This is a genomic window from Bradyrhizobium genosp. L, from assembly GCF_015624485.1.
In the GTDB taxonomy this organism is placed as follows: domain Bacteria; phylum Pseudomonadota; class Alphaproteobacteria; order Rhizobiales; family Xanthobacteraceae; genus Bradyrhizobium.
The window spans coordinates 2,652,509-2,677,638 of sequence record NZ_CP061378.1; the positions used below are offsets into that span (position 1 = coordinate 2,652,509).

Here is a 25,130-nt window from a genome sequence, read left to right on the forward strand (position 1 = left end):
TGGATCTGGCGCCGCCACCTCTTCCGGGGAACAAAATGACGACAGTATCCAGCTTGGCTGCCAAAGTAGCCGCCGATCGTAAGGCGCGAGAGGCCAAGGTTGCGGCCATCGCTACCCGTCGAGAAGCACTGAGCGCAAAGGCAGACGCCGTGCTCGCCCAGCATGAATCCGCAATGGCGGCGGAAGAGGCCGAGCTACAGGAACTCGAGGCGTCACTCAATCCGGACTTGGGGCACAACGGAGGACCGGCGTGAACAATCTAGAGAAGGCCAAGGCTGAATGCCTTCAGCAGCGCGACATGCCGGAGGGTTACAAGATCGAGCCTGACTATAAGACATGGAACCTGATGGTGTACGGGCCGACGCAGGCATTCTGTATCACGTCCAAAGCAATTCAAGAGCGCCTACATCTCACACAGTTCGGCCCGGCGTTCGATGCACTTGTTGTGGCTGAGCAGAGACCTTCCGTCTGATGGCGGAGATGTCCATTCGTTACAGGGATCAAGACGGTTGGAAGTCGCGCGCTCCGACACCAGAAGAACGAGGCGAGCACGAAGACAGGCAGGCAGATAATCGCGCCAGGTTCGCCAACTTCGCACCTAGGGTGATCTATCAGCGCGGCACTAAGCGCATCGTGCAGATGACGCCGGTCGTGTGGGACGCGGAAAGTGGTTGGTGGATTCGGGGCGATGGCGATGCCGGTCAAACGTAAGCCCCAGAGCGATCCTCCTGAAGCTACAGGAAGCAAACAGGGCAATACCCAGTTCAAGCCCGGCCAATCCGGCAATCCTCTTGGCCGGCCGAAAGGCAGCCGCAACAAACTTGGCGAGGCCTTCATTGAAGCCATGCACGAGGATTTCCAAACGCATGGCAAGACGGTCATCGAAACCGTGCGCTCCGAGAAGCCAGATCAATACCTCAAGGTCATTGCGTCGATCCTTCCGAAGGAACTGCACGTCAAGGACGCGACCTTGGACGACATGAGCGATAATGAGCTTGTTGAACTCCTCGCTGCCGTTCGATCCCTTACTGCTTCCAACGGTGGAAAGGCGGCTGGCCGCAGAGGTCGCAAAGAGGAAGGCGAAGAAGGAGCAGGGACGGCGCGGCGGACTCATTAGGTTCATCCGGTATTTCTGGGATGTGCTTGAGCCGCAGACGCAGTTCGTGGATGGATGGCCGCTAGAAGCGATCTGTCAGCATCTTGAGGCGATTACATTCGGGGAATTGAACCCGCCGAGACTGCTTGAGAACGTTCCGCCCGGCTTCATGAAGGCGCTGGACGTCGATACTCCTGTTCTGACGACGTGGGGATGGAAGAGGCACGGCGATATCCTGCCGGGAGACTTTGTTTTCGGCCCAGATGGGTCTCCTAAGCGCGTTGAGGCGGTTACCGACCAAAGGTTGGAGGCCGCCTACGAAGTCGCGTTTGACGACGAATCAAAGATCGTAGCTGGTGCCGGTCACTTATGGGAGGTTGAGCGCGATTTTCCGTATGGGGGACCTGGCAGCACGCGAATTCGCCATAAGACGGTAGTCACCACAACAGAGTTGATTCCGTCGACAAGGGGCAGGGGAACTCAGCGGCCGGATCGCATTGAGGTGTGCCGCCCTATCCAATTCCCGCCGCGCCGCTTTCTGATTGACCCCTATTTGTTGGGCGCGTGGCTAGGTGATGGAGCGACGAACAGCGGGGTAATTTATACGGCCGAGCAAGATCGGGAGCATTTCGAGAAACTAGGGCGCATTACATCCACAACTTCGGGGACTAACGGGCGCCAGGATTTCCATCGGATCGGCATCGATGGATTCCAAACCAAACTTCGAGTTGCGGGCTTGTTGGGTAACAAGCATATTCCGCCGGACTATCTCGAATCCTCGGTGGAGCAGCGCACGGCTCTGTTGCAGGGACTTATGGATACCGACGGTACGGTGGACAAGGTCCGCGGGAGCTGCATGTTCACAACAAAGTTGGCTCACTTGGCCAACGAGTTGGTCTCTCTGTTGTCGTCCTTGGGCATCAAGGCGAACGCCAAGGAAAGCTGGTCGACCATTGCAGGTCAGAAGTTCGGTCCATACTGGCAAGTCAGCTTTACTGCGCCGGTGGGTATGCGGATATTCCGATTGGACCGGAAGCAATCACGGGTCCAAGCAGCGGTCTCCAAGAGGGCCAGCGGCCGTTACGTAAAGTCCATAAGAGAAGTTGGGGAGCGGTTGGTTAGCTGCCTTCAGGTGGAGGGCTCCCTCTATTTAGCCGGGACACGTTTTGTAACCACTCACAACAGCCTGGTGACGAACGTCTTCTGGCCGGCATGGGAGTGGGGCCCAATCGATAGGCCGCATCTGCGGTATGTCGCGTTCTCTTACGCGTCAACGCTGACGCTGCGGGACAACAGGCGGTTTCTGGCGCTACTCCAGTCGCAGAAGTACCAGGAGCTTTACGCGGATAGATTCACGCTCCTTAAGGTCGGTGAGGAGCTGGTATCGAACGATAAGACCGGCTGGAAGCTGGCATCCTCGGTCGGCGGCGTCGGCACCGGCGAGCGCGGCAATCGGGTATTGGTTGACGATCCGCACAACGTCAAGGAGCAGGAGTCGGAGGTTATCCGGACTGGCACGGTCAACTGGTTTCAGGAATCGATCCAGAGCCGCCTGAACGACCTGAAGAAAGACGCCATCATCGTGATCATGCAGCGCGTCCATGAAGCGGACGTCAGCGGCGCGATCATCAGGGAAATGCCAGAGTATGAGCATCTGTGCATTCCGATCGAGTATGATCCGCTCCGTCATTGCGAGACCAAGATAGGATGGTCGGACCCTCGCACTGAAGAGGACGAGCTCGCGTGGCCGGAACGATTCGGCGAGGACGAACTCCAGGTCTTCAAGCGCAAGCCGTATCTCTGGGCTGGGCAATACCAACAAACGCCGCGGTCCAGAAAGGGCGCAATCATCCAGCGCGACCACTGGATGACCTGGGACGCAGAGGCTGCTCGGGAGCACGGCGTACAGGTCGGCGAGGACGGCGAGCCGCGATATCCGGAGTTTGAGTTCGTCGTGGCGTCAGCAGACACGGCGTACACCGAGAAAGAGGAAAACGACCCGACTGGCTTTACGATCTGGGGCGTGTTCCGAGACAAGGCCGATCAGCCCAAGGCATTGTTGATGTGGGCTTGGGCCAAGCACAAGGAATTACACGGGCAGTTGCCGCCCAAGCAGCCGAACGAGAGCAAGCGCGAATATGATCTCCGCTGCATGCGTATGGATGCGTGGGGCATTGTCGAATGGATCGCGTACTCTTGCCGGCGGTTTCGGGTAGACAAGCTGCTGATCGAGGCCAAGGCATCCGGCATCACTGTCGCGCAAGAGATGCAACGGCTTCATCGCGAAGATGGCTGGTCGGTTGAGTTGATCAAGCCTCTCGGCGACAAGGTAGCGAGGACTCATTCCGTCGAGCCAGCATTTGCCGCTGGTTTGGTCTATGCGCCAGACACGACTTGGGCCGACAAGGTAATCGACGAGGCGGAAGTGTTCCCTAAGGGCGAGCATGACGACTTGGTGGACAGCGCAACGCAAGCCCTATCCTGGCTTCGTCGCAACGGCCTGATAGCCCACAACTTCGAGATCGCTGCGGAGCTTCGAGAGGCAATGGAGCACAAGCCGCAGGCGAGGGCGCTGTATGATGTGTGAAGCCAACGAACGGGGATTGAAATGTCAGGGTTGTTACGGAACTGGCCGCTGATGTGGAGATCCAACCACGAGGCCGTGAGGCGGGAGAACTACACACTTCGTGACGCTCTCCGCGAGGCAAATGCAGAACTGCTTAAACACCGCCGTTTGATTGGCGGGTTGCGTGAGGGCAGCATCGATCTGGTCGGAAGATTCAGCAAACATGGGGCCGAAGCATGACCGCATCTGACTTTCTCCTCTACAGCATCGGGATATCGTTCATGCTGTTCGCGACGTCGTATGTTATTCGTGCTTTGAGGCAAAACGCATGAGCAACACTCTCTCCATCGATCAATCCGAATGGCGCGTTCTCTTCGCCAGCAGCATTGCGCGCGTCAACGAGTTCGTGAACCAGAACGCAGCTCTTACTCCCGCAACACTGAAGGCAATGCACGAGCACCTGGACAGGGCCAAGCTGATCGCATCGGCATGGGCGGCATCCACTCCGCAGGCTGTACCGCAGGAAGCGGCTCGGGATATGGCTGAGGCACCTGTGGAGGTGCAGGCAAACGGATCGGCGCCACCGAAGCGCAAGGGCGGATGGCCCGCCGGCAAGCCCCGTAAGCGGACCAATCCGCAGGTGGTGCAGTGAATCACACAATCACTATCGGCGATTTGCTCTCTGCGATTGCAGTCGTCGGTGGAATTATCGGCATCGTGGCCGTTTGCATTGTCGTTCTTTCTCTACTCAATCCATTTCGATCTGGGCATTAGCTAGTTGGCCTCACCCTTCGCTGCTTCCGTCTTGCCCCTACGCAAACCGGAAGACGAAGACCCGCGCCTAGACCCCATCGAAGTCGATCTGTCCAATCCCGGCGATGACGTCTCATTCCAAGACGGCGCCAAGCTCACCGAGCTTCCGGGCGGCGCCGTCGAGGTTGATCTAAACGGCGGGCAGGGCAGCAAGCCCAAGTCTGACAAGTTCAGTGCCAACCTTGCGCTGGAGATCGACGACGCCGAGCTAAACCGCATCTCAACCGAGATCATTGAGGGCATCAAGCGCGACGACGACTCGCGGCAAGAGCACCTGGAAATGATCGCGGAGGGCATGAAGCTGCTCGGTCTGGTGATCGAGTCCAGCAACGGCTCGTCAGCGTCGAGTTCGGCCCCTCTGGAAGGCATGTCGACAGTTCGGCATCCGCTGTTGCTCGAGGCGTGCCAACTGTTCCAGGCCAGCGCCATGGGCGAGCTACTGCCTGCTGCCGGCCCGGTCAAGGTCCGTGACGATCGCCCAGAGATACCAGAACCCAAGCCCATGATGGGCCATAACGGCGGTCCTCCGTTGTCGCCGTTCTCTCCGCCGCCTGCGCCCGTAGCTCCACCGGGAGCGAATGGGGCATCACCGCAGGCGGCGGCTCCTACTCCACCTTCGCCGGGTCAGCCGTCCCCACTGCCGCCCGGCGCTGGCGCTCCCGGGACTGGTTCCGTGCCTCCCTCCGGTCCCGGGATGCTGCCGCCTCCACAGCCGGGCATGATGCCACCGCCGCCCGTCATTCCAGACGAGGAGGAAGAGCGCGACGAACTGGCTGAGGCGCTGGAGAAGGACTTCAACCACTATCTGACGACGACAGACGCTGGCTGGGTGCCTGACACCGACCAGATGCTGTTCAAGGTCGGGTTCGGCGGTCTTGGCGTCAAGAAGGTCTACAACTGCCCCCTGAAGCGCATGCCGCTATCGCGCTCGGTCAATATCGAGGACTTCATCGTATCGAAGGACGTGAGCGATCTCGCGGACGCTGGCCGGATTACGCATCGGATCAAGATGCCGCGCTCGACCATGCGTCGCATGCAGATTGTTGGCGCATACCGGGATGTGCCGCTCGGCACTCCGACGATCCAATCCGATCAATCGAACCAGGTCGATCAGGCCAAGGCAGGGATTGCCGGCGTTCAACCCTCGTCCGATCCGAGGGATTTGGACTATGAAGTCTTCGAGTGCTACTGCGAATTGGATCTGGACGAGTTCGCGCCAAAGCAGTTCAGGGGCAAGGGCCTTCCACTGCCGTACAAGGTGGTGATCGAGAAGGAATCGCAGAAGGTTCTTGAGCTGCGGAGAAACTGGCGTGAGGACGACAAGGAATGTCTGGCGATCCAGTATTTCGTCGACTATCCTTACATGCGGGCTTTTGGCTTCTATTGTATTGGCCTTCTTCATCTCCTTGGCAATACAACGAAGGCTCTCACGGCTCTGTGGCGCGAGTTCATTGACGCCGGCATGTTCGCCAACTTTCCTGGGTTCCTGTATCTCAAGGGAGCGGGACGGCAGCTGACCAATCAATTCCGTGTCGCGCCCGGTTCGGGGGTTGGGTTGGACGCCAGTGTCACCGATATCCGGCAGGCCGTCATGCCGCTGCCGTACAAGTCACCTGATGCGGCATTCACGGCATTCGTAACGCACGTCGAGGAACTGGGCCAGCGTCTCGGCGGCACGGCCAATCAGCCGACTGCGGAAATGAAGGCTGACGCGCCAGTTGGCACCACGCTCGCGATCATCGAACAGGCCTCCAAACCCATTGGCGCGGTCAACAAGCGTCTGCACCAGTCGCAGGCGCGAGAGTTCGGCTTGCTCAAGGAACGCTTCCGTGACGATCCAGAGGCGTTCTGGCGCTTCAACAAGCGCCCAGCAAAGGCGTGGGAAAAGGCTGAGTTCGTCAAGGCTCTTAACGATTACGATATGGTGCCTGTCAGCGATCCTAGCAATCCGACTCGTATGCACCGTCTTGCGAAAGCGGAAGCATACAAGCAAATGGTCGCCGCCGCTCCGCAGGCCTTCGATCAAAAGAAGGCCATTTTGAAGTACGCGGACGAAATGGGGCTGTCTGGCGTCGAGGATACGCTGTCCCCGACGATCGGCCAGCCGCAACAGCCTCAGATCGATCCGCATAAGATCGCCGAGCTGCAACAGAAGGGCCAGCAGGCCCAGATGGATGCGCAAACCAAGGCGCAGGACAATCAGACCGATCTGCAAGTCAAGCAGATGGAAATGCAGAACGATGCGGCGGAGCGACAGAACAAGCTGCAACTCGCCCAGCTTTCGGAGAACACCGAGCGGCTGCGTCTAGCCAGCACAATTGCCATCCACTCCGACAAGATGGACGAAGCGCAGCGCGGGGCGAACATCAAGCTGATCTCGGATCATGCATCCGCCGCTCACGGTCACATGGATGCATTGGAGCAGGCCCAGCAGTCGCACCAGCACTCGATCGAGCAGGGCGATCTAGCGCACGAGCGGTCGAAAGAGACCGCGGACATCGCGCACGAGCGCAGCAAGGAACTGGCGAAGCAGCAGCCTAAGAAGGATCAGTGATGAGTTACTACAAATCCGAACATAAGTGCGTCAAACGCGGTAGCTATGAAAATGGCGGGTCAGTCGTCAGTGATATGTGGGAGGGCTTCAAAGCCGGTGCAAAGGACTTCGCGAATGACGCTCGCAAAGCCGTGTCTGGCGACATGAGCGGGACCAGCTTCGACAATCGCAGGGCCCTCTTTGATCGGCAGAAGGACAAGCAATGAGCGACAAACCACAGAAGGTCGACCCCAGTGTTCGACCCGAACAAACCGAGATGAAGGGCGAGCCGCGCGGCAGTGTGCCGCTCGAAAAGACCATGAAGAAGCCCGACGCGTACTATCCACCCAAGCAAGGACCGAAGTGATGAAGCACGTCAAGCACGTGGGAGAAGCGATGCGCCGCACCGCAGAAATGCAGCAGCAGCTCTCGAATAAGAAGGGCTTCGCGAACGGAGGGCGCGTGAAGGCGTATCCCAAGATGGACGCTGGCGCCGGCAGCGGCGAGGGTCGATTGGAGAAAATAGAGAGGTACGGCAAGAACGCTCGGAAAGGTGACTGATGGTCGCCACTGTAGTCCCCATCAGGGCGGGCCTTGAACCAGAGCCGCCGGCTGGTTCTGTCAATGCCGTCCTTGTGAAGGACCTGCAGGAGCTAGTGGCAAAAGCTAGTGCTGGCGAAATCACCGGCGTTGCCTATGTCACGCTGCACCCGGGCGATCTTACTTGCTACCATAGAGTGGGACGAATTACGCGCGGCGTTGTCGGCGCATTATCAATCCTTCAGTTCGATATGGTGAAGGATTGCAATGAAGTGGATAACGAGTGAGCGCCATCCTCGACTCCGAACTCGTCAAGCGCACCAAAGACAAGCTCGACGCCGAGGACCGACGCGCGGTCGATATCATGTCTGGCGGCATGCTTACGGACTGGGGTCAATACCAACGCAGCGCCGGTTATCGCAAGGCAATTGCTGACGCAAAGCAACTGCTCGAAGAGACGTGGCAAGAAATTCAGGAAGAGTGAGAGGCAATGGCAAGAGTAGCCGTACTTGAAGAACTGTCGAAGGCCGCCAATCCCAAGCTAGCACTGAAGATGAAGGTTGGCGATCTCAGCAAGGTCTCGCTGATGTCCAATCGGGTACTGGTCGGCATCTACATCGCACCGGAGAAGACGAAGGGCGGCATTATCCGGACAACCGGATCGCTTAAGGAGGATGTTTTTCAGGCTTGTGTTGGCCTCGTCCTGAAGAAAGGCGCGACCGCGTTCCAGGACGAGCCCGAATCCAACACCTTCTTCCACGGCCAGAACGTTGAGGACGGCGATTGGGTGGTGTTCCGGCCTGGTGATGCGCGACGAGTTCAGATCAACGGCGTGGATTGTCGGTTCATTGAGGACGTCCTGATCGACATGGTGATCGACGATCCGGAAATTGTGACTCACGACGGTAAGTAACAGCCCCGCTTCGGCGGGGTTTCTCATTTGGAGAGCACTGAATGGCGCTTCGCGCACTAAAGACAGACGAGGAAATCGGCAGCGTCCCGCTGGACAAGCCGGTTCTGATCGAATTGCCTGCCGGCGTCGAGATTGACGACGGTAAGGACGAGGAAGACGGCAAGGTTGAGGCCAACAAGAAGCCCAAGAAATCCGAGCCGCAGGACGACGACGGCTCCAAAGTCCTTCGTGAGCAGCTAGAGGCAGCCCAATCCGCCCAGAAGCGCGCTGATGAACGCGCAGCAAAGGCTGAGCGAGAGGCGGCCGAAAACAGGCGCCTCGCCGATCAGCGTGCCAAGGAGGCTGACGAAGCCCGCAAGCGCAGCGCCTCGCTGGAGGGAGATATCATCTCCGGCGGCCTGTCAGCGGCCCAGAACGAACTGGCCTCAGCCAAGGCCGAGCTTGTGCGGGCGGGCGAGGCTGGCGACTACAAGGCCATGGGCGAGGCGCAGAGCCGCATTGGCCGGGCTTCTGCTCAAATCCTCAGCCTTGAATCCGGCGCCGCTGAAGCCGCCGAGCGCGAGAAAGAGTTCAGGCCCGCTCAGCAGGAACAAGTCCTCCAGCAACCTCGTACCTTCGAGGAGCACGTCAGATCCAACCCTGGACTGCTCCACGCCGAGCGCGAATGGATGATCAAGAACAAGACATCCTTCGACGATCCGGAGTTCAACAAGAAACTCGAGTTTGCCTATTCCGGGGCAATGGGCAAGGGACTCGTTCGCGGCAGTCAGGATTACTTCGATCACATCGAGCGCGCCACTGGGCTGAAAGCTGCCCCCGCGCAAGACGAGGAAAGGGAATTGAACGTGCAGGCTCCTCCGTCAAGGAATGATCGCGGGACTGACGGCCGCGTGTCGAACGGCAAGGTCATGCTCACCCCCGAAGAGCGGGATATCTGCAAGAGCATGGGAATTAGTGAGATCGACTACGCGCGACAGAAGGTGAACTTCGATGCCGCCCGTAAAGCTGATCCGGACAAGTATCGATAAGGAGCATCATTTCATGGCACGCACACCCATCCGCCAGGCCGCCCAGAAAGCCGCTCCGGCCCACGGCCGTTCCCGTCTCCGCAAGAACGCCTCTCAGCGTTCGATCCTCGATCTCCCGCAAGACATCGTCAAGCGCATCAAGGACGAGTATAGCTCTGATCTCCAGTGGGTCACTTACGAAGTCCTTGGCAAGAGCGAACCCGCCATGCGCCAGGACTTCGAGATCAACGGCTGGCAGGCCGTTACCCAAGATATGTTCGGCGGTCTCCTCGACGGCATGTACATGAAGAGGGGAGAGAAGGGCGAGATCATCTACGGCGGCATGGTCCTCATGGAGCGTCCGTATGAACTCACCGAGGAATCCCGCGCTGAAGAGGCCGCTGCTCGCAATGCTGCTCTCCGCGCTCAGGAGAACATGATCAAGGGCGGTCTCGGCATTCCTGGTCTGTCGGCCGGCTTCGAGTCCGATCACCCGACCGCAGTATCGAAGAATGTGTTCAAGCGCAGCGTTGAACGTCCCAGCGAGATTCCGACTGAGTAACTGAGTTGGCGAGTTCAGGGACCTACAATTTCAGCCTAACAAACGCTGAGATTGTAACGAGCGCCTATGCGCTGTGTGGGATCAGGCGCCCAGCATTGCTGGCCGAACATCTCGCCGACGCGCGGGTGCATCTCAATCTATTGTTCTCCGACTGGAGCAACGAGCAACCAAATTTATGGTGCGTCGATTTGGTTGAGGTGCCGCTTGTCCAAGGAACCGCTACTTACAGCGTGGATGCCAAGACGGTCATGATCTTGGACGCCTATATCAGGACTGGCTCTGGAGACTCGGAAAATGATCGGCTGATCATGCCCATCAGCCGGGACGAATACGCCAGCTATCCCAATAAGGATGTTCAGGGATATAGCAGTGTCTTTTGGTTTGATCGTCAGATCAATCCAACTATCACTTTGTGGGAAGTGCCGGACGCCACCGGCACCTATCTTCTGCGATACTATCGGGTGACGCAGATACAGGACGCTAATCTCTCCGGCGGGGAAACGCCCAATATTCCATATCGTTGGCTGGATGCAACCGTGACTGGCTTGTCCGCGCGATTGGCTGCGATTTACGCGCCGGAGAAGGAGGACAAGCTCGTTCTCAGAGCGGAAAAAGCTTGGAGTAAGGCCGCGATCCAAGACGTAGAAAATACGTCTGGTCTTTATATTCTGCCGACCGTCGAAGGATACTATCGATGAGCGGTGTTTGGCATCCGACAGGAAGGGCGCGCGTCAGTCAACGCAGTCCATCTGCGATAGGCGTGTGTCAGCGTTGCGGTATGTGGTACCAGCGCAATGAGTTAGTGCCGCAGCTTCAGTGGCAGGGTCCAAAGCTTCAGAACATTGAAGTCTATGTCTGCACGCGAACTTGTCTCGATAAGCCTCAGGCTCAGTTAAAATCAATTATCATTCCTGCAGACCCGGTACCTGTTTGGCGACCATTCCCGGAGCCGTTTGCGGCTGAGGTTCCGAACTTTCTGGGCACGGAAGACGGCAATGCCATAACGACCGAAACTGGTGACAATCTCATTTGGGAGGATGAGACGACGCCGCTACCCGATCCCAACAATCCGGCTTTGTATCCTCCGTAATGTCCAATATCCCTATCTCCACGTTGCCCGTCGCGATCAGTCTCGACGGCAGCGAATACGTGCCTTTGGATCAGGGCGGCACGACAAAGCGCGCGACAGTATCTCTGATCAATTCGTCCAATCCGGCGAACCTTCCACCTGGCGGCATCACTGGTCAGGCACTCGTAAAAACCGGGACGTCGAACTATCAAGTAGGCTGGGTCACTACGCCGGGTCTCGGCACAGTCCAGGAGGTCGATACAGGAACCGGCCTAACGGGCGGCCCGATTACTCTCATGGGGACCGTCTCGCTGGCGCCGATATCGACTGGCAACGTGCTGGCGAACACGTCAGGCATTTCTGCGGCTCCGACACCAACAACCCCGTCCAGTGTGCTCGACGTCATTGGCTCGACGCGCGGGCAAATCCTGTATCGGGGTGCGTCTGGCTGGGCGGCACTTAGCCCTGGATCGGCCGGCCAAATCCTGACGACCGGAGGGGCTGGAACCAACCCTGCATGGTCTGCAGTGGGCTCTGGTACGACCACGTCGGTCGGCTTGTCGCTTCCAGCGATCTTCAGCGTCACAGGAAGCCCCGTCACCACAAGCGGCACGTTGACTGCGACACTGGCAAACCAGAACGCAAATCTGGTCTGGTCCGGCCCGTCCACTGGGGCGGCGGCTGCACCCACATTCCGATCTCTCGTCGGCGCAGACCTTCCAAACCCGTCCGCATCTACTCTCGGCGGCGTCCAGAGCAAGACCGCTGTCGCATCGAACTTCCTGACGCAGATTAGCACTTCTGGCGCCGTTTCGTCAGCGCAGCCTGCGTTCTCCGACATCTCAGGCACGCTTGCGCTATCCCAGCTCGGCACGCAGACAGCCAACACGATCCTGGCTGGCCCGACGAGTGGCGGCTCGGCAAATCCGACCTTCCGTTCCCTGGTGGGGGCCGATCTTCCAAACCCGTCACCGACGACGTTGGGCGGTGTACAATCGCTTGCGGCAACGACGTCGAAGTGGATCAACCAGATTTCAACGTCGGGCGTCCCGAATGCGACGCAGCCTGGCTTCGGTGATATCTCGGGACAAACGACGCTGGGCCAACTGCCGTCGATCGGCAACAACACGGTCCTCGCTAATACGTCTGGTGGCTCTGGCGTTCCTGCCGCGACATCTGTCTCGGCTGTCCTCGACGTTGTAGGCGCCGTACAGGGCGACGTTCTGTATCGCGGGGCCTCAAGTTGGTCCGTCCTGGCACCGGGCACCAACGGGCAGGTGCTCACGACAGGTGGCGCGAGCGCGAATCCGTCATGGACGACCGTCACGGGCACGGGCACGGTTACCAGCGTCTCGGCCGGAACGGGCATTGACACTGGCGGCTCGCCCATTACGACGACGGGCAGCGTTTCGCTCGCGGCCATCGCTGGCCAGCGCATTCTGGCGAACATCACCGGCGGCTTGGCGGTCCCAAGCCCAAACACAATGACATCGCTGCTCGATTTCATCGGGCAGACACAGGGACAAATCCTCTATCGCGGCGCATCAACTTGGAGCGCGCTGGGAGCAGGAACGTCGGGGCAATTTCTGCAGACGCTGGGTGTGGGATCCACTCCACAATGGGCATCGGCAGTCACGGGACCGGGCTCGTCTACCAATAATGGCTTCGTGGTCTGGAACGGCACGACAGGAACCGTCGTCAAGGACCACGCCGCAACTATCTCGCTCACGAGTGAGGTGTCCGGCACGCTGCCGACAGCCAATGGAGGCCTTGGCAACACGGCCGGCGCTTGGACCGCGTACTCGCCGACGCCTGTTCCGGATACCGGGTCTTTCACGACCGTGAGCACCGCTGGCACGTTCTACGTCATCGGCAAGTTGGTTCACTTCCGTCTCACGATTACCATCACGAGCGCTGGTTCGGCCGCTGGTGGCATTCGAGTAGCACTGCCTGTTGGTTCGGCGGCTGGCCCCGCAATGGCGGTCGTGGGAGAGACAGCCAATACCGGCGTAAGCGGCGTCGGCCGTATCACCGGCTCGAATATGATCATCGTCAAGTACGACGCTTCGTCCTTGATCGCGACGGGTAACGTGTTGACCTCCGCCGGCATCTACGAGCAAACCTGATGAGCTACACATATTCGTCGTGGCTCAATGCTCTTGCCATCGAAATCGTGGTGGACCCGACCGATCCGAACTTCCTCGGAATCCTGCCCTCGTGCATCGATTACGCGGAACAGAGGTTATATTCCGAACTCGACTTGCTCAACACGGTGACGCGAGATTCATCCGCTCTCACGTCAGGAAGTCGCAACTATACGTTGCCTCAGAACAACGGCCGCTTCGTCGTTACCAACGGTCTAAATCTGGTCACGCCCGCGATCACGACCAACCCGGACAGCGGAACGCGAACACAGTTGTTGCCGGCGTCTCGGGACTATCTCGATGCGGTAGGCGGGTCACCGAGCTTCACGGGCGCGCCGACCAATTACGCGATGATCACGGATCAGACGCTGATCGTTGGCCCGCAATGGCCGGACGCCTCGTACACGATTGAGGTGATAGGCACCATCAGGCCAACGCCGTTGAGTGCCACGAACACGACTACGTATCTTACGAACTACCTGCCGCAGCTCTGGTTCGCTGCGTCGATGGTGTTCATGGCGTCGTATCAGCAGAACTTCGGTGCTCAAGCTGACAATCCGCAAATGGCCGTCTCGTGGGAATCTCAATATCAGACGCTCTTCAAGGCGATAGACGTTGAAGAGAACAGAAAACGATACGCCTCCGGCGCGTGGGGCAGTCTATCCCCAGCGCCCATCGCAACACCTTCTCGCTAACAGCCCCGCAAGGGGCTTTTTTATTGGGTAAATTGCATTGGCTGATCCGACAACGGTTAACCGTGGCCTAGCCGTGCCGCTCAGGGGTTCAGACCCCGGCACGTGGGACACTCCGATCAACGCAAATACCACGATCATCGATACGATCGTCGGTGGCCTCTCGACTATCGCGACATCGGGGGGCACAACGATCCTGAACCCAGCGCAGTATGCTTGCGGTACAATTCGCATCACCGGCGCTCTCACGTCTGATGCTCTGATCACGTTCCCAGCAGTGCAGGGCTGGTGGACGGTCGAGAATCGCACGACGGGATCATCGGCAATTCAGGTCGATAGCATTGGCGGAACTGAGGTCATCGCAGCGCCACCTGGTGAGCTGATCGATATTCAGGTAACGGGCGCCGTCGTTCGCTATCGCAATTTCGGCCGCATCGGCTCGATAGAGATGTGGGGCGGCATAACAACAATTCCGCGGTGGGTGAATCTGTGTACTACCCCGCCATACGTGGAGTGCGACGGTACGCTGTATCCCGTTGCGCAGTTTCCCTATCTGGGGGCGATCCTGGGCAGCACATTCGGCGGAGACGGCGTTACGACATTCCGAGTGCCCGATCTCCGCGGGCGTCTTCCAATACACTATGACAACACGGCGGCACGCATCACCACGGGGGGGTCGGGGCTTAACGGGCAACTGCTTGGTTCTGCGTTGGACCAGCAGGTAATCAGTCTGAATCCAACACAAATCCCGCAGATACAATCGCAGATTACTTCCCCGTTGTCGGTTGTGTCACAGAGCAACAACTTTGTGGCCAGCAACTCGAACGACGGCACCCCCATCAACCCGGGCGGCAGTGGTGGCGCTGGCGGCACAGTGTCGCAGGGCGGCGGCGGTTTCTCCGTCGGTAAACTAGTCTCCAATGGTCAAACCAGCGGCGGCGGCGCGATTGTTTCGACAAACACATCCGGTGGCTCGCCCGGTGCACAAGTCAACAACGTACAGCCGTCGCTTATGACCGGCATCAACGTGATGCGAGCCGGCTGACGTGCCAGAAGTCTCCCTGAAGTTGCTGCCGGGAGTAAACGCTGATTTCACCAAGACGCTAAATCAGGCTGGCATCTCGTCGAGCAATCTCATTCGGTTCAAGGACAAGCTGCCGCAGAAGCTCGGGGGCTGGACCAGATTCTATCCCAACGCCTTGTCCGGCATTCCGCGCGATATTCACGGGTGGGCGGACCTAAATTCAAATAACTGGCTGGCGATTGGGACCACCACTCAGCTAGTCGTGATATCGAGCGGCAATGCTCAGAACATCACGCCTCAAACGCTGGTGTCGAACTTCGCTCCTGGTCTGAACATATCGACCACGAACGGGAGTCCCATTGTCGGCATTACCGATCCCAATACGTCAAACCTAACCACGCTGGATGCCGTCTACTTCAATACGCCTATTTCCATCGGTGGCCTGATCCTCACCGGCTTGTATCCGATTACGACGATTGTCGGTACATCCACCTATAACATCACAGCGTCGGCAAACGCGACGTCAACAGGTCTCGGCGCTGTAGTGCCCAGTTTCTCGACAACCTCGGGAAGCTCTACGGTTTTGGTTACGTTCCCTGCTCACGGGCTATCGGCGGGCGGCTCGTTCACATTCCCGATCGCGACAACGGGAGCGGGCGTGACGATCCTCGGGACGTATCCAGTCATCGCGGTTCCGAGCAGCAATACCTTTACGATATCGGTCGCCAACTCTGCCTCGTCATCCGCCACGTTCAATATGAACGGCGGCAATGCTCAGCTACTGTACTACATCACGTTGGGTCCGACCGCTCTTGGCACGGGGTTCGGGCTCGGCGGTTTCGGCATTGGCGGCTTCGGCACAGGCGTCGTGCCGGCCTCTCAAACCGGCACTCCGATCACCACCACTGACTGGAGTATGGATAACTGGGGCCAGGATTGGATTGGCTGCCCACGGGGTGGACCGATCTACTTCTGGCAGCCAGGCGCGGGCTATCAGACCGCAGCACTGGTCGCGACGGGACCGACATTCAACAACGGTCTGTTTGTGGCGATGCCGGAACAGATTCTGGTTGCGTGGGGATCCACGCTTTCGAGCGGCCAGCAGGACCCGTTGCTCGTCAGGTGGTCCGACAGTCAGGACTTCACCAATTGGACTGTGACATCGACGACGCAGGCTGGCTCGTTCCACATTCCGACCGGCTCCAAGATCATGGGTGGCTATCAGGGGCCACAACAGGCGCTGATCTGGACCGATCTCGATCTGTACGCAATGCAGTATCTGGGGCCACCGTTCGTCTTCGGCTTCAACAAGCTCAGTTCGGGCTGCGGTCTGATCGGTCCTCACGCGCGTACATCGATGCGTGGCAACGTTTATTGGATGACGTCGGGATCGTTCTTCGTTCTCTCTGGCAACGGCGTGCAGCAAATCCCGTGCTCGGTCTGGGACATTGTGTTTCAGGACCTGGACACAAACAACCAGACAAAGTGTGTCGCGGCGGCGAATAGCCAGTTTGATGAGGTCTCGTTCTTCTATCCGTCCCTGTCGGGAAAAACTGGAGAATGCGACTCATACGTCAAATTGAACGTCAGCGAAGGGTCATGGGACTACGGCAAGCTGGCGCGATCCACCTGGCAGGATCAGAGTGTGCTGGGGCAGCCGATTGGCACCACGCCTAGTGCTATCATCTACCAGCACGAGACGTCGAACGATGCAGATGGGCAGCCGCTAGTCTCGACGTTCACGACTGGCTATTTCGTTCTTTCTGAAGGGCAAGACATTCCGTTCGTCGACTGGCTGTTCCCCGACATGCGATGGGGATTTGCCAACGGCCCGCAAACCGCCTCGGTGCAGATCACCATCAATGTGGTGGCCTATCCGAACGCAACGCCGCAAGCATTCGGCCCGTTCACAATGAGCCAAGCTGTAGACTTCATTAATCTGCGTTTGCGGGGCCGGCAAATCGCCTTCTCTGTCACTTCAAGCGATCTTGGATCGTGGTGGCGCTGGGGCAACACTCGCATTCGAGTCAACAAGATGGGCCGCAGGTAATGAGCGATACCTTCGTCAACTCACTCGGCAGCGGCACCGATACGTCGGGCACACAGTCGGGTGGCGGCACCGCTGCAGGTACGACCGCTGATATTCTCCGCAACCAGGTTCTGTCGCAGTTGGTTACGGCGCTGATGAATGCACTTCCGCAGGCGAGTTCGTCTGTGACGTCTACAGCAACCGCTGGTTCGGCTACGCTGCCAGCAAATCCGACCGGCTTCCTGACGATCACGGTCAGCGGAACAGCCTACAAGCTTCCGCTCTACAAGGTTTAGCATGCCGCTCATCAAAGGCTCGTCGCGAGAGGCGATCTCTCAGAATATCAGGACCGAAAGCAAAACCAAGCCGCACGATCAGGCTGTTGCCATCGCACTCGACGTCGCGCGACGAGCCCGAAAGGCCGATGGGGGTGGCGTACAAGGTATGGTTGTTCCTGGGAACATTGATCTTGCGTCGCGTCCGGTAGTGCATAATGACGACGGTACTATCAGTACGGTGCGGTCTATTGGCATTAACGATGGGGGCAAGGAGGTCCTCATTCCGACAGTGAGCCCGGACGCTAGCATCCTGTCAAACGACGACGCCGTCAGGCTTTATCGAATGACAGGAAAACATCTTGGGATGTTTGACACGCCCGAGAACTCAGATGCCTACGCCGCAAAACTTCACGATGATCAGGCTGTGATGTATCAAGGTCGGGCAAATGGAGGAAGAATTAAAAGCGCTCTCCGAATCGCTCGGAAAGCAGATGGCGGGTCCGTCTACAGCGGATACATCCACGGCAATACCGGCGGCAGAACCGACAACAAAGACATCGACGTTGCGTCGGGCAGCTACATTATTCCAGCCGATATCCTGAGTGGCCTGGGGCAGGGCAACTCACACGCGGGCGCTGAGGCGCTGATGCGGCAGCTCAATATGGGGCCACAGGACGACGCGCAACCGCCAATGAAGGCAGACGGCGGTCCTGTCGGCGCTCCGGTGCCGATCGTGGCGGCATCCGGAGAAATGGTTATTCCTCCGGATAAGGTTGCGGGCTTGGGTGGCGGAGACCTTGATCGCGGTCACAGTATCCTAGACGCGATGGTCTCTCACGTCAGGAAGAAGACGATCAAGACGCTCAAGTCACTTCCGAAGCCAAAGAAGAACTGATGAATCAACCATCGTTGGTGCGTCCCGCTCGGCCTGCTGACAAGAGCGAGGTCTGGCGGCTGTTTCGCTTGTGCCACGCCGAGAACGGATTACTGCCGATCGCTGAGCGCAAGGTTAATTTCTACATCGATCGATTGCTCGAGCCAGCCAACATCGTGGCGGACGACGCCGGGCCTAGAGGCATTATCGGGGTCATTGGTGAGAAGAAGCTGGAGGGCTGCATCATGCTCTCGTTTGGCTCACCCTGGTACAGCGACGAGATTAACGTCGATGAGTTCTTGAATTTCGTCGATCCGGCGCATCGCAACGGCAACCACGCCAAGACGCTGATTTCCTACGCCAAGGAAATGATTGACGCACTCCGAGGTGATCATCCGCATCTCAAGTTGATGATCGGAGTGCTGTCGGTCAAGCGCACGGCTCCGAAAGTGCGGCTCTATGAGCGTCAGCTAACGCCAGCAGGTGCGTTCTTCATCTACCCGCCGCCCGAGAATATCGAGCCGCCACGGCATCTCTACAGGACACGTTGATGGGATCCAAGACCCAGACCAGCACGACGCAGCAGAGCACCACTCCTTATGCTCTGGGCAACCTGCAGTCGATCTATAACACGGTGGCGAACGCCGCATCGACGCCATATCAGGCGTACACGGGCGAACTCACTGCGCCCGTCAACTCGCAGCAGACGGCCGGTATCAACAACATCAATTCCAACGCCAGCTACGCGTCGCCGTACATCCAGAGCGCGGCCGGGCTCGTGCAGGGTGCCTCATCGCCCCTTACGCAGCAGCAAATCCAGAACTATCAGAATCCCTATACCCAGAGCGTCGTCAACGCCACGCAGGCACAGTTCAATCAGTCGAACGCCGAGCAGCAAAACAGCCTGAAGGGCAATGCGGCATCTGCCGGCGCGCTTGGCGGCGATCGGCAGGCCGTTGCGCAGTCCCAGTTGGCCGGGCAGCAGCAGCTCGCACAAGCGCCCGTGATCGCAAACCTGTACAGTCAGGGCTACAACAACGCCGTCAATACGGCCGCCCAGCAGTATCAGCAAAACCCCCTCGCACAGGCTGGCGCGCTGGCGAACTTCGGCATTCAGGGACAGAACGCTGCGCTCTCTGGTGCCAATGCCCAGATCAACGCCGGCAGCCTCCAGCAACAGACCCAGCAGGCCCAGGATCAGGCAGCCTATCAGCAGTTCCAGAATCAGGCTGGCTATCCGTTTCAAACCGCGGCATTTCTCCAGCAATACGGCTTGCCGACCTCGCTCGCGCAAGGCAGTTCGTCGAGCGGTACGCAAACGTCGCCGGGACCGAACCCGTGGACGCAGGCGCTTGGCCTCGGTACCGCGGCACTAACAGCCTATTCCGACGCGCGGGTAAAGGAGAACGTCGAGGAAGTCGGCAAGACCTTCGACGGCCAGAAAATCTATCGGTTCAACTATCGCGGCAGCCCGTTAACTCAGATCGGCCTGATCGCGCAGGACGTCGAGAAGAAGCACCCGGACGCTGTGGGTGAGGACCGTGGAATCAAGACGGTCGACTATAAAGGCGCGACGGATGATGCGGCCGACAAAGGGAGATACGCTTTCGGCGGCTACGTCAACACCTCGATGCCGTACACCAGTGGCTCGTCTTACGTTCCTACGGGCAACGCGTCGAATGCCCAGCTACAGACTCCGACGCTGCAATATGCCAAACCGGCCTCGTCCAGCACGGGTTCCGATCTCGGCAAGACGATCGGGACGGCGGGGAAGGCGTTCAGCAACCCGCTTTCCTACGGTGCGTCGATCCCCGGCGCAGAGGGCCCGACGTCTGTTGGTGGCGCTCCGCTCAACGGCGTCTCGCCCTTTGGCGGGGTTGGCTACCAGAACAGCACCGGCAACTTCAATGGCATCACAGACGCTGCGCAGGATGCCATGCAGGACGCAGGTCTTTTGTCACGTGGCGGCTTCGTGAGCGCTGTGCACCACATTCGCGAGAGCATTCGCCGTTCACGCGGGGGAGCAGTGACGAGTCCATTCGCGGGCTACGCTGACGGCGGCGGTATTGACTTGGCTGAGCGGTTCGCCCCTGTTCAGGAGGCAATCGCGAATGGAGACTTCGATCCGCAGGGCATTAACTCGACGACATTTGCAGCTCCTGCGCGCGACACTTCGCCGATGGTCGCAGCGGCCAATGACGCTACCATCCCGTTGCCCGTTGCCAGACCCGCAGCCGCTGACGCCGCCTCGGCGCCGGTCACGCTGCCTGCTGCAATCGCCAATCCGGACAGCACTCCTGCACCGGAGCCTACCTCAGCGCTGGCCTACGACTCTGGCGACCAGCCGCAGCCTGCGCCGACTCCGTCTGCATCTCCCGTAGCTAATCCGGCCGATAGTCGGTTTGGGTCGTTCAATCCGTTTGGCTTGAGCGACAAAGCGCGAGAAAGCATCATCGCAGCGGGTCTGGGAATGGCAGCCAGCCGCTCTCCGTTCGCAATGAGCGCGATCGGTGAGGGTGGCCTGAAAGGCTTGGGAACGTACTCCGCAGCAACCGCTGCTGAACAGCAGGCGGCTGACAAGGCAGCCACGCGCCAGCAGAACCAGCAGCGTATCGATCAGGAAGCCAAGCGCATCGCGAACCAAGCGTCACAGTTTGCAAAGACGCAATCGCTTGCCGAGCGGCGAGAGAAGTTTGCAGAAGACAAGACGCCGTCCGGTTATCGTCAAAAGGACGATGGATCATATGAGCCAATTCCGGGCGGCCCGGCAGACCCCGAGATTATTCGCAAGGCGGCGGAAGCTAAGCGATCGAACGCGGCTCTTGTTGACGACGATACGGCCGACTTCCTCGCTGAACGGGTTCTGGCGGGCGACACCAGGGCGCTGGTGGGCTTCGGTCGTGGTGCTCAGGGTCCGGAGAACTTGGCAAAGGTCCAAGCTCTGGTCGCAGCCAAAGCGCGCGAGCGTGGAATGGATGCGTCCGATATCCTCAACCAAGTTGCGGTCCAGTCTGGCAACACGGCGGCTCAGCGCACGTTTGGTACGCAGACGGCAAGAATGGCCGTCAATGCTACCGAGGCGCAGGGAGCAATTGAGTTGGGTCGGGCTGCGTCATCTGCTGTTCCGCGCACGAACTGGGTGCCCGTCAACAAGGCCATTCAAGCCTATCAGTCGGGCACGAGCGATCCTGCCCTTGCTAAGTTCGGTGCCGCCAACTTGGCGATCATCAACACCTATGCTCGCGCGATTAGCCCGACTGGTGTCCCTACCGTCAACGATAAACAGCACGCCGAACACCTGCTTTCGACTGCGACCGGGCCAGATGCCTATAATGCCGTTCTCGATCAGATGAACGAGGAGATCAAGATCGCCCACGCGGCGCCTCAGAAAGCAAAGCAGGAGATCGAGGATATTCGCAAGGGTAAGAAGTCGACGCCGGACAAGGCAGCATCACCCAGCTCGGCACCCGCTATCCCGGCGCCGCCGGCCGGTCTGCCTGCTGGCTCTGCCTATAGCCCCTCGCGTAATCAGTGGAAGGCGCCTGACGGAACAATTTACAACGCGGATGGCACCAAACCATGAAGCATAAGGCTTTGGCGATCGCGCGTATTGCTGCCAACCACAAGATCAAGCCTGTGAATTGGGATGCGGTTCGCCGTGGTCCTTGGGATAAGAAAAAGCCGCACAAGGCTGATGGCGGCGGCGTCGATGACTGGGTTTCCCCGCCCGTGGATGACTGGATTTCGCCTGAAAAGCCCGCAACGCCTGACAAGGGAGTCCTGAGTGCTGCTGCCCATGGGTTGGCGCAGGGTGCATCCTTCAACTTCTCCGATGAAATGATGGGTGCCCATGCGGCGGGCCCATCGTGGGTGCCGGAAGTGGTTGGTCCATTACCGCTCCGCACTATGGTTGGTGCTGGGCGAACCGGTCTCGCATACCTGACGGGAAAAGACCCGGACGCAATTGCTGCCTATGAAAAGGCCCGAGACGAAGAGAGGGCCGCGAACGAGGAGGCTCAGCAGCAACATCCCTACGCCTACACCGCCGCTGAGATCGCAGGGGGCGCTGCCATTCCGGTGGGGGCTGGAGCCACTGCCGCAACGCTGCCCGGGCGCATTCTAAGAGGCGCCCTGACGGGTGCTGGCGTTGGTGGGCTGTATGGCGCTGGTGCTGGTGATACGGCAACCGATCGCCTCACTGGCGCGGCTACGGGATCGTTAGCGGGCGCGGCCACCGGTGCTTTGGCTCCTCCGATTGTTGAGGGTGCCATTCAAGGCGTCAGCCATTTGGCGCAGCCGGCAATTAACACGGTCAGAGGACTATTCAACCCCGAAGGGGAGGCCAGCCGAAGGGTGGCGACTGCCCTTGAGCGGGACTTCCAGCATCAGGGACCTCAAGTTACACCCGAAGAGGCTGCAATCGCACAAGCCGCAGGTAGCCCTACTGCGGTAATAGACGCTGGTGGAGAGACAACGCGGGCGCTTGCTCGTTCGGCGGCGAACACCTCTCCAGAGGCTCGCCAAGCCCTCTCAGGGCTGACACAAGCGCGATTTGGCACGCAGAACCAGCGCGCCGCTGACTTTGTGCAGCGCTTGACCGGAGCGGCGGGGGATAATCCCGCTGATATCGAAGCAATCCAAGCGGCGGCACGGCGCGTTAACCGCCCCGCCTATGAGCGCGCATACCGAGAGGGCTCAGCGGTTTGGAATGACGACTTGGAGCAATTGTCGCAGGCTCCCGCGGTACAAGACGCGATCCGTCAGGCCACCAGAACCGGAGCAAATAGAGCTGCTGCTGAAGGCTTTGAGCCGGTTCGGAATCCATTTCAGTTTAGTCCAGAGGGCCATATGTCCTTGCGGACCAATGCGGATGGCAGCCAAGCTCTTCCGTCGTTGCAATTCTGGGACCACGTCAAGCGCAACCTAGATGATCAATTCACCAAGCTTCAGCGAAGCGGTGAAAACTCTGCGGCTCGCGACGTAGGCGACCTGAGATCGCAGTTGCTCGGAGTCTTGGATCAAGAGGTCCCGTCCTTTGCGAATGCTCGAGCCGGTGCAGCGCGAGCATTCGGTGCCCAAGATGCAATGGAAGCGGGAGCGAACTTCGTTAATTCGCGCATGGAGAATGCCGACGCTAGACGGGCGCTCGGTAGAATGTCAGCGCCTGAGCGTCAGCTATTTCAGCGTGGATATGCTTCTGCACTCATCAACAAGATAGACGAGATGGGAGACCGTACCACCATTCTCAACAAGCTATCCAGTTCTCCGGCAGAGCGAGAGCGGATGGAAATCGCGCTCGGCCCGCAAAATTCCCGATCTGTCGAGGCCTTCCTTCGTGTGGAGGGCCTAATGGACAGAGCAAGGAATGCCGTGGTTGGAAACTCTACAACGGCGCGGCAGTTGGCGGAGTTGGGATTGGCCGGCGGTGCGTATGGCATTGCGAGCCATGGAGACCTAACCGACCCCCGCGCCGTGGCTACTGGTATGCTCGTCTATGGACTGACGAGGGGGAACCACGCCATCAACGAGCGAGTTGCCCGTCGAGTTGGCGAGATGCTTGCCAGTAACAACCCTGACGTAGTTCAGCGTGGGATTCAGATGATCGCTCGTCACGCTCGTATTTTGAATGGGTTTCGAGCGATGGACAACGTTGGATCCCGCGCTGCTGGTCAGCAGTCGGCGAAGATCGCCCCCGCAGTGCAGGGACCAGTACCAAGTCGCGCCGACGACGAAAAGAAGAAGCCCTAAGGGATATGGCACAAGTAGCCAAATCAGGGACAGGCCCGCGCTAATTAATAGTGCGATCATTCTGGCTTGCTGCACTCAGACGCTCATGATGGCGGCTTATGGCACTCGGACTCTACGACTCGATTCTAATTCCAATGAATATGAGGTGGTGCCCGCAAACTAAGAGGAGGCCGTCCACAAGCGGACTCTTCTTCTATCTTTGCCTCTGGCGATAGATAGTAAACGACCACGGCAAAGTTAAGCAGCAGCAAAAAGCCTATTAAATCGATCCAGCCATATTTCGACATCGAAAGACATCCTCAGCAACCCTGAGTCGAGCCTACCCCGCAACCGCTAATAGAGCAATCCACCGAAGGCCGCCTCTGGCGGTCTTTTTCGTTTCAGGACGGTTTCATGGTCGATCTATCCTCTCTGAAGACACAGAACGCGAAACGTTGGGCGGTCGCGAAGCCGACCCGAAACATGACCGCCGTCGCCAAGTCCCTGGTGGCGGCGAAGTCCCGGTATCAGGCTGTAGAGGCCAAGACCGCCGTCCCGTGGTGGTTTATTGCCGTGGTGCACGAGCGAGAGGCATCGCAGAACTGGTCGACACAGCTCGGGCAAGGTGATCCGCTCAACCGGGTATCGACGCACATTCCGACGGGGCGCGGGCCGTTCCCAACCTGGGAAGCTGGTGCCTATGACGCCCTCGTTAACACCTCTCCCTATGCCGCCCGCAACAAGGACTGGTCGTCCGGTGGTGCGCTGACGATGCTTGAGGAGTACAATGGCACAGGCTATGCCGCCCGAGGCAAGCCATCGCCTTACGTGTGGGCCGGCACCGATCAGTACGTCAGCGGCAAGTACGTCCGCGACGGGGTCTACGATCCGAACGCCGTCGATCAGCAGCCCGGCTGCGCAGCGATGCTCCTCGCAATGAGGCAGCTAGATCCATCGGTTCGGTTTGCTGGCGAAGCAAACTTTCCAAGTCCAAAACCCCAGCCCCCAGTCGTCCCGCCAAGCCCTCCGAAAGAGGGCTTTTTTAATGCCCTGAAATCTCTCTTCGTGAAGAAAACCTGAAAGGAAACTACATCATGTTCGGACTAACATTCTTGGGCGATATCTGCGTGTTCATCGGTGGCATCGCCGCTGGCATCCTCTACGAAACCAAGATCAAGGCCTGGATCGTCGGCGCTGAAGCATTTGCCGCATCCCTCAAGGCCAAGGCCGCTGCCGTAGAAGCGGCTGTCAAGAAGACCTGAG

Annotated in this window: 27 protein-coding genes; all 27 read left to right on the plus strand. The window is 58.9% G+C overall.

Annotation, left to right across the window (positions count from 1 at the left end; all coding sequences use genetic code 11):
- Positions 1 to 35 precede the first annotated feature (35 nt).
- The 27 genes from IC762_RS12255 (at position 36) to IC762_RS12380 (ending at position 25,129) form a co-directional block, all read left to right on the plus strand.
- On the plus strand, positions 36 to 254 hold the full coding sequence (locus tag IC762_RS12255) for a hypothetical protein (protein WP_195789061.1): 219 nt from the start codon (positions 36 to 38) through the stop codon (positions 252 to 254).
- Positions 251 to 472: a hypothetical protein gene (locus IC762_RS12260; RefSeq protein WP_195789062.1), complete on the plus strand. Its 222-nt coding sequence runs from the start codon at positions 251 to 253 to the stop codon at positions 470 to 472. Before IC762_RS12255 ends, IC762_RS12260 begins: the two co-directional genes overlap by 4 nt.
- Before the next feature lie 216 nt (positions 473 to 688).
- Positions 689 to 1,117 (plus strand): DUF5681 domain-containing protein, encoded by a 429-nt coding sequence (locus tag IC762_RS35230; protein ID WP_246801521.1) that lies wholly within the window; start codon positions 689 to 691, stop codon positions 1,115 to 1,117.
- On the plus strand, positions 999 to 3,683 hold the full coding sequence (gene terL, locus IC762_RS12265; RefSeq protein ID WP_246801647.1) for a phage terminase large subunit: 2,685 nt from the start codon (positions 999 to 1,001) through the stop codon (positions 3,681 to 3,683). The genes IC762_RS35230 and terL overlap by 119 nt, the downstream gene beginning before the upstream one ends.
- A 307-nt stretch (positions 3,684 to 3,990) precedes the next feature.
- Positions 3,991 to 4,314, plus strand: a complete 324-nt coding sequence (locus IC762_RS12270) for a hypothetical protein (protein ID WP_195789064.1) — start codon at positions 3,991 to 3,993, stop codon at positions 4,312 to 4,314.
- 126 nt (positions 4,315 to 4,440) lie between these two features.
- Positions 4,441 to 7,029, plus strand: a complete 2,589-nt coding sequence (locus tag IC762_RS12275) for a hypothetical protein (RefSeq protein ID WP_195789065.1) — start codon at positions 4,441 to 4,443, stop codon at positions 7,027 to 7,029.
- Positions 7,029 to 7,235: a hypothetical protein gene (locus IC762_RS12280; protein WP_195789066.1), complete on the plus strand. Its 207-nt coding sequence runs from the start codon at positions 7,029 to 7,031 to the stop codon at positions 7,233 to 7,235. The genes IC762_RS12275 and IC762_RS12280 overlap by 1 nt, the downstream gene beginning before the upstream one ends.
- Positions 7,232 to 7,375 carry a hypothetical protein gene (locus tag IC762_RS12285; RefSeq protein WP_195789067.1) on the plus strand — a complete coding sequence of 48 codons (144 nt, stop codon included), beginning with the start codon at positions 7,232 to 7,234 and terminating at the stop codon, positions 7,373 to 7,375. Before IC762_RS12280 ends, IC762_RS12285 begins: the two co-directional genes overlap by 4 nt.
- Entirely contained in the window at positions 7,375 to 7,569 is a 195-nt protein-coding gene (locus IC762_RS12290) for a hypothetical protein (protein ID WP_195789068.1), read from the plus strand. Before IC762_RS12285 ends, IC762_RS12290 begins: the two co-directional genes overlap by 1 nt.
- Positions 7,569 to 7,835, plus strand: a complete 267-nt coding sequence (locus IC762_RS12295; protein WP_195789069.1) for a hypothetical protein — start codon at positions 7,569 to 7,571, stop codon at positions 7,833 to 7,835. The genes IC762_RS12290 and IC762_RS12295 overlap by 1 nt, the downstream gene beginning before the upstream one ends.
- Positions 7,832 to 8,032, plus strand: a complete 201-nt coding sequence (locus IC762_RS12300; protein ID WP_195789070.1) for a hypothetical protein — start codon at positions 7,832 to 7,834, stop codon at positions 8,030 to 8,032. Before IC762_RS12295 ends, IC762_RS12300 begins: the two co-directional genes overlap by 4 nt.
- Before the next feature lie 6 nt (positions 8,033 to 8,038).
- Entirely contained in the window at positions 8,039 to 8,461 is a 423-nt protein-coding gene (locus IC762_RS12305; protein WP_195789071.1) for a hypothetical protein, read from the plus strand.
- Between the two features lie 41 nt (positions 8,462 to 8,502).
- Positions 8,503 to 9,489, plus strand: coding sequence for a hypothetical protein (locus IC762_RS12310; RefSeq protein ID WP_195789072.1), 987 nt, complete (start codon positions 8,503 to 8,505; stop codon positions 9,487 to 9,489).
- A gap of 13 nt (positions 9,490 to 9,502) precedes the next feature.
- A complete protein-coding gene (locus IC762_RS12315) occupies positions 9,503 to 10,030 on the plus strand; it encodes a hypothetical protein (RefSeq protein WP_195789073.1) in 528 nt (175 codons plus the stop codon).
- Between the two features lie 95 nt (positions 10,031 to 10,125).
- Positions 10,126 to 10,728: a hypothetical protein gene (locus IC762_RS12320; RefSeq protein ID WP_195789074.1), complete on the plus strand. Its 603-nt coding sequence runs from the start codon at positions 10,126 to 10,128 to the stop codon at positions 10,726 to 10,728.
- The gene (locus IC762_RS12325; protein ID WP_195789075.1) at positions 10,725 to 11,120 is read left to right on the plus strand and encodes a hypothetical protein; all 396 of its coding nucleotides are present in this window, start codon (positions 10,725 to 10,727) and stop codon (positions 11,118 to 11,120) included. The genes IC762_RS12320 and IC762_RS12325 overlap by 4 nt, the downstream gene beginning before the upstream one ends.
- Positions 11,120 to 13,225, plus strand: a complete 2,106-nt coding sequence (locus tag IC762_RS12330) for a beta strand repeat-containing protein (protein WP_195789076.1) — start codon at positions 11,120 to 11,122, stop codon at positions 13,223 to 13,225. Before IC762_RS12325 ends, IC762_RS12330 begins: the two co-directional genes overlap by 1 nt.
- Positions 13,225 to 13,938, plus strand: a complete 714-nt coding sequence (locus IC762_RS12335) for a hypothetical protein (RefSeq protein ID WP_195789077.1) — start codon at positions 13,225 to 13,227, stop codon at positions 13,936 to 13,938. Before IC762_RS12330 ends, IC762_RS12335 begins: the two co-directional genes overlap by 1 nt.
- 37 nt (positions 13,939 to 13,975) lie before the next feature.
- Complete coding sequence (locus tag IC762_RS12340; protein ID WP_195789078.1) at positions 13,976 to 14,980, plus strand: phage tail protein; 1,005 nt, start codon at positions 13,976 to 13,978, stop codon at positions 14,978 to 14,980.
- A 1-nt stretch (position 14,981) separates the two neighbouring features.
- Positions 14,982 to 17,009, plus strand: coding sequence for a hypothetical protein (locus tag IC762_RS12345; protein WP_195789079.1), 2,028 nt, complete (start codon positions 14,982 to 14,984; stop codon positions 17,007 to 17,009).
- Positions 17,009 to 17,284, plus strand: coding sequence for a hypothetical protein (locus IC762_RS12350; RefSeq protein WP_195789080.1), 276 nt, complete (start codon positions 17,009 to 17,011; stop codon positions 17,282 to 17,284). The genes IC762_RS12345 and IC762_RS12350 overlap by 1 nt, the downstream gene beginning before the upstream one ends.
- A 1-nt stretch (position 17,285) precedes the next feature.
- Entirely contained in the window at positions 17,286 to 18,161 is an 876-nt protein-coding gene (locus IC762_RS12355; protein ID WP_195790448.1) for a hypothetical protein, read from the plus strand.
- A complete protein-coding gene (locus tag IC762_RS12360) occupies positions 18,161 to 18,691 on the plus strand; it encodes a hypothetical protein (RefSeq protein ID WP_195789081.1) in 531 nt (176 codons plus the stop codon). Before IC762_RS12355 ends, IC762_RS12360 begins: the two co-directional genes overlap by 1 nt.
- Entirely contained in the window at positions 18,691 to 21,723 is a 3,033-nt protein-coding gene (locus IC762_RS12365; RefSeq protein WP_195789082.1) for a tail fiber domain-containing protein, read from the plus strand. The genes IC762_RS12360 and IC762_RS12365 overlap by 1 nt, the downstream gene beginning before the upstream one ends.
- Positions 21,720 to 23,888, plus strand: a complete 2,169-nt coding sequence (locus tag IC762_RS12370) for a hypothetical protein (RefSeq protein ID WP_195789083.1) — start codon at positions 21,720 to 21,722, stop codon at positions 23,886 to 23,888. The genes IC762_RS12365 and IC762_RS12370 overlap by 4 nt, the downstream gene beginning before the upstream one ends.
- A gap of 393 nt (positions 23,889 to 24,281) precedes the next feature.
- Complete coding sequence (locus tag IC762_RS12375) at positions 24,282 to 24,947, plus strand: hypothetical protein (RefSeq protein ID WP_246801522.1); 666 nt, start codon at positions 24,282 to 24,284, stop codon at positions 24,945 to 24,947.
- Positions 24,948 to 24,979: 32 nt separating this feature from the next.
- Complete coding sequence (locus IC762_RS12380; RefSeq protein WP_195789084.1) at positions 24,980 to 25,129, plus strand: hypothetical protein; 150 nt, start codon at positions 24,980 to 24,982, stop codon at positions 25,127 to 25,129.
- Position 25,130 lies beyond the last annotated feature (1 nt).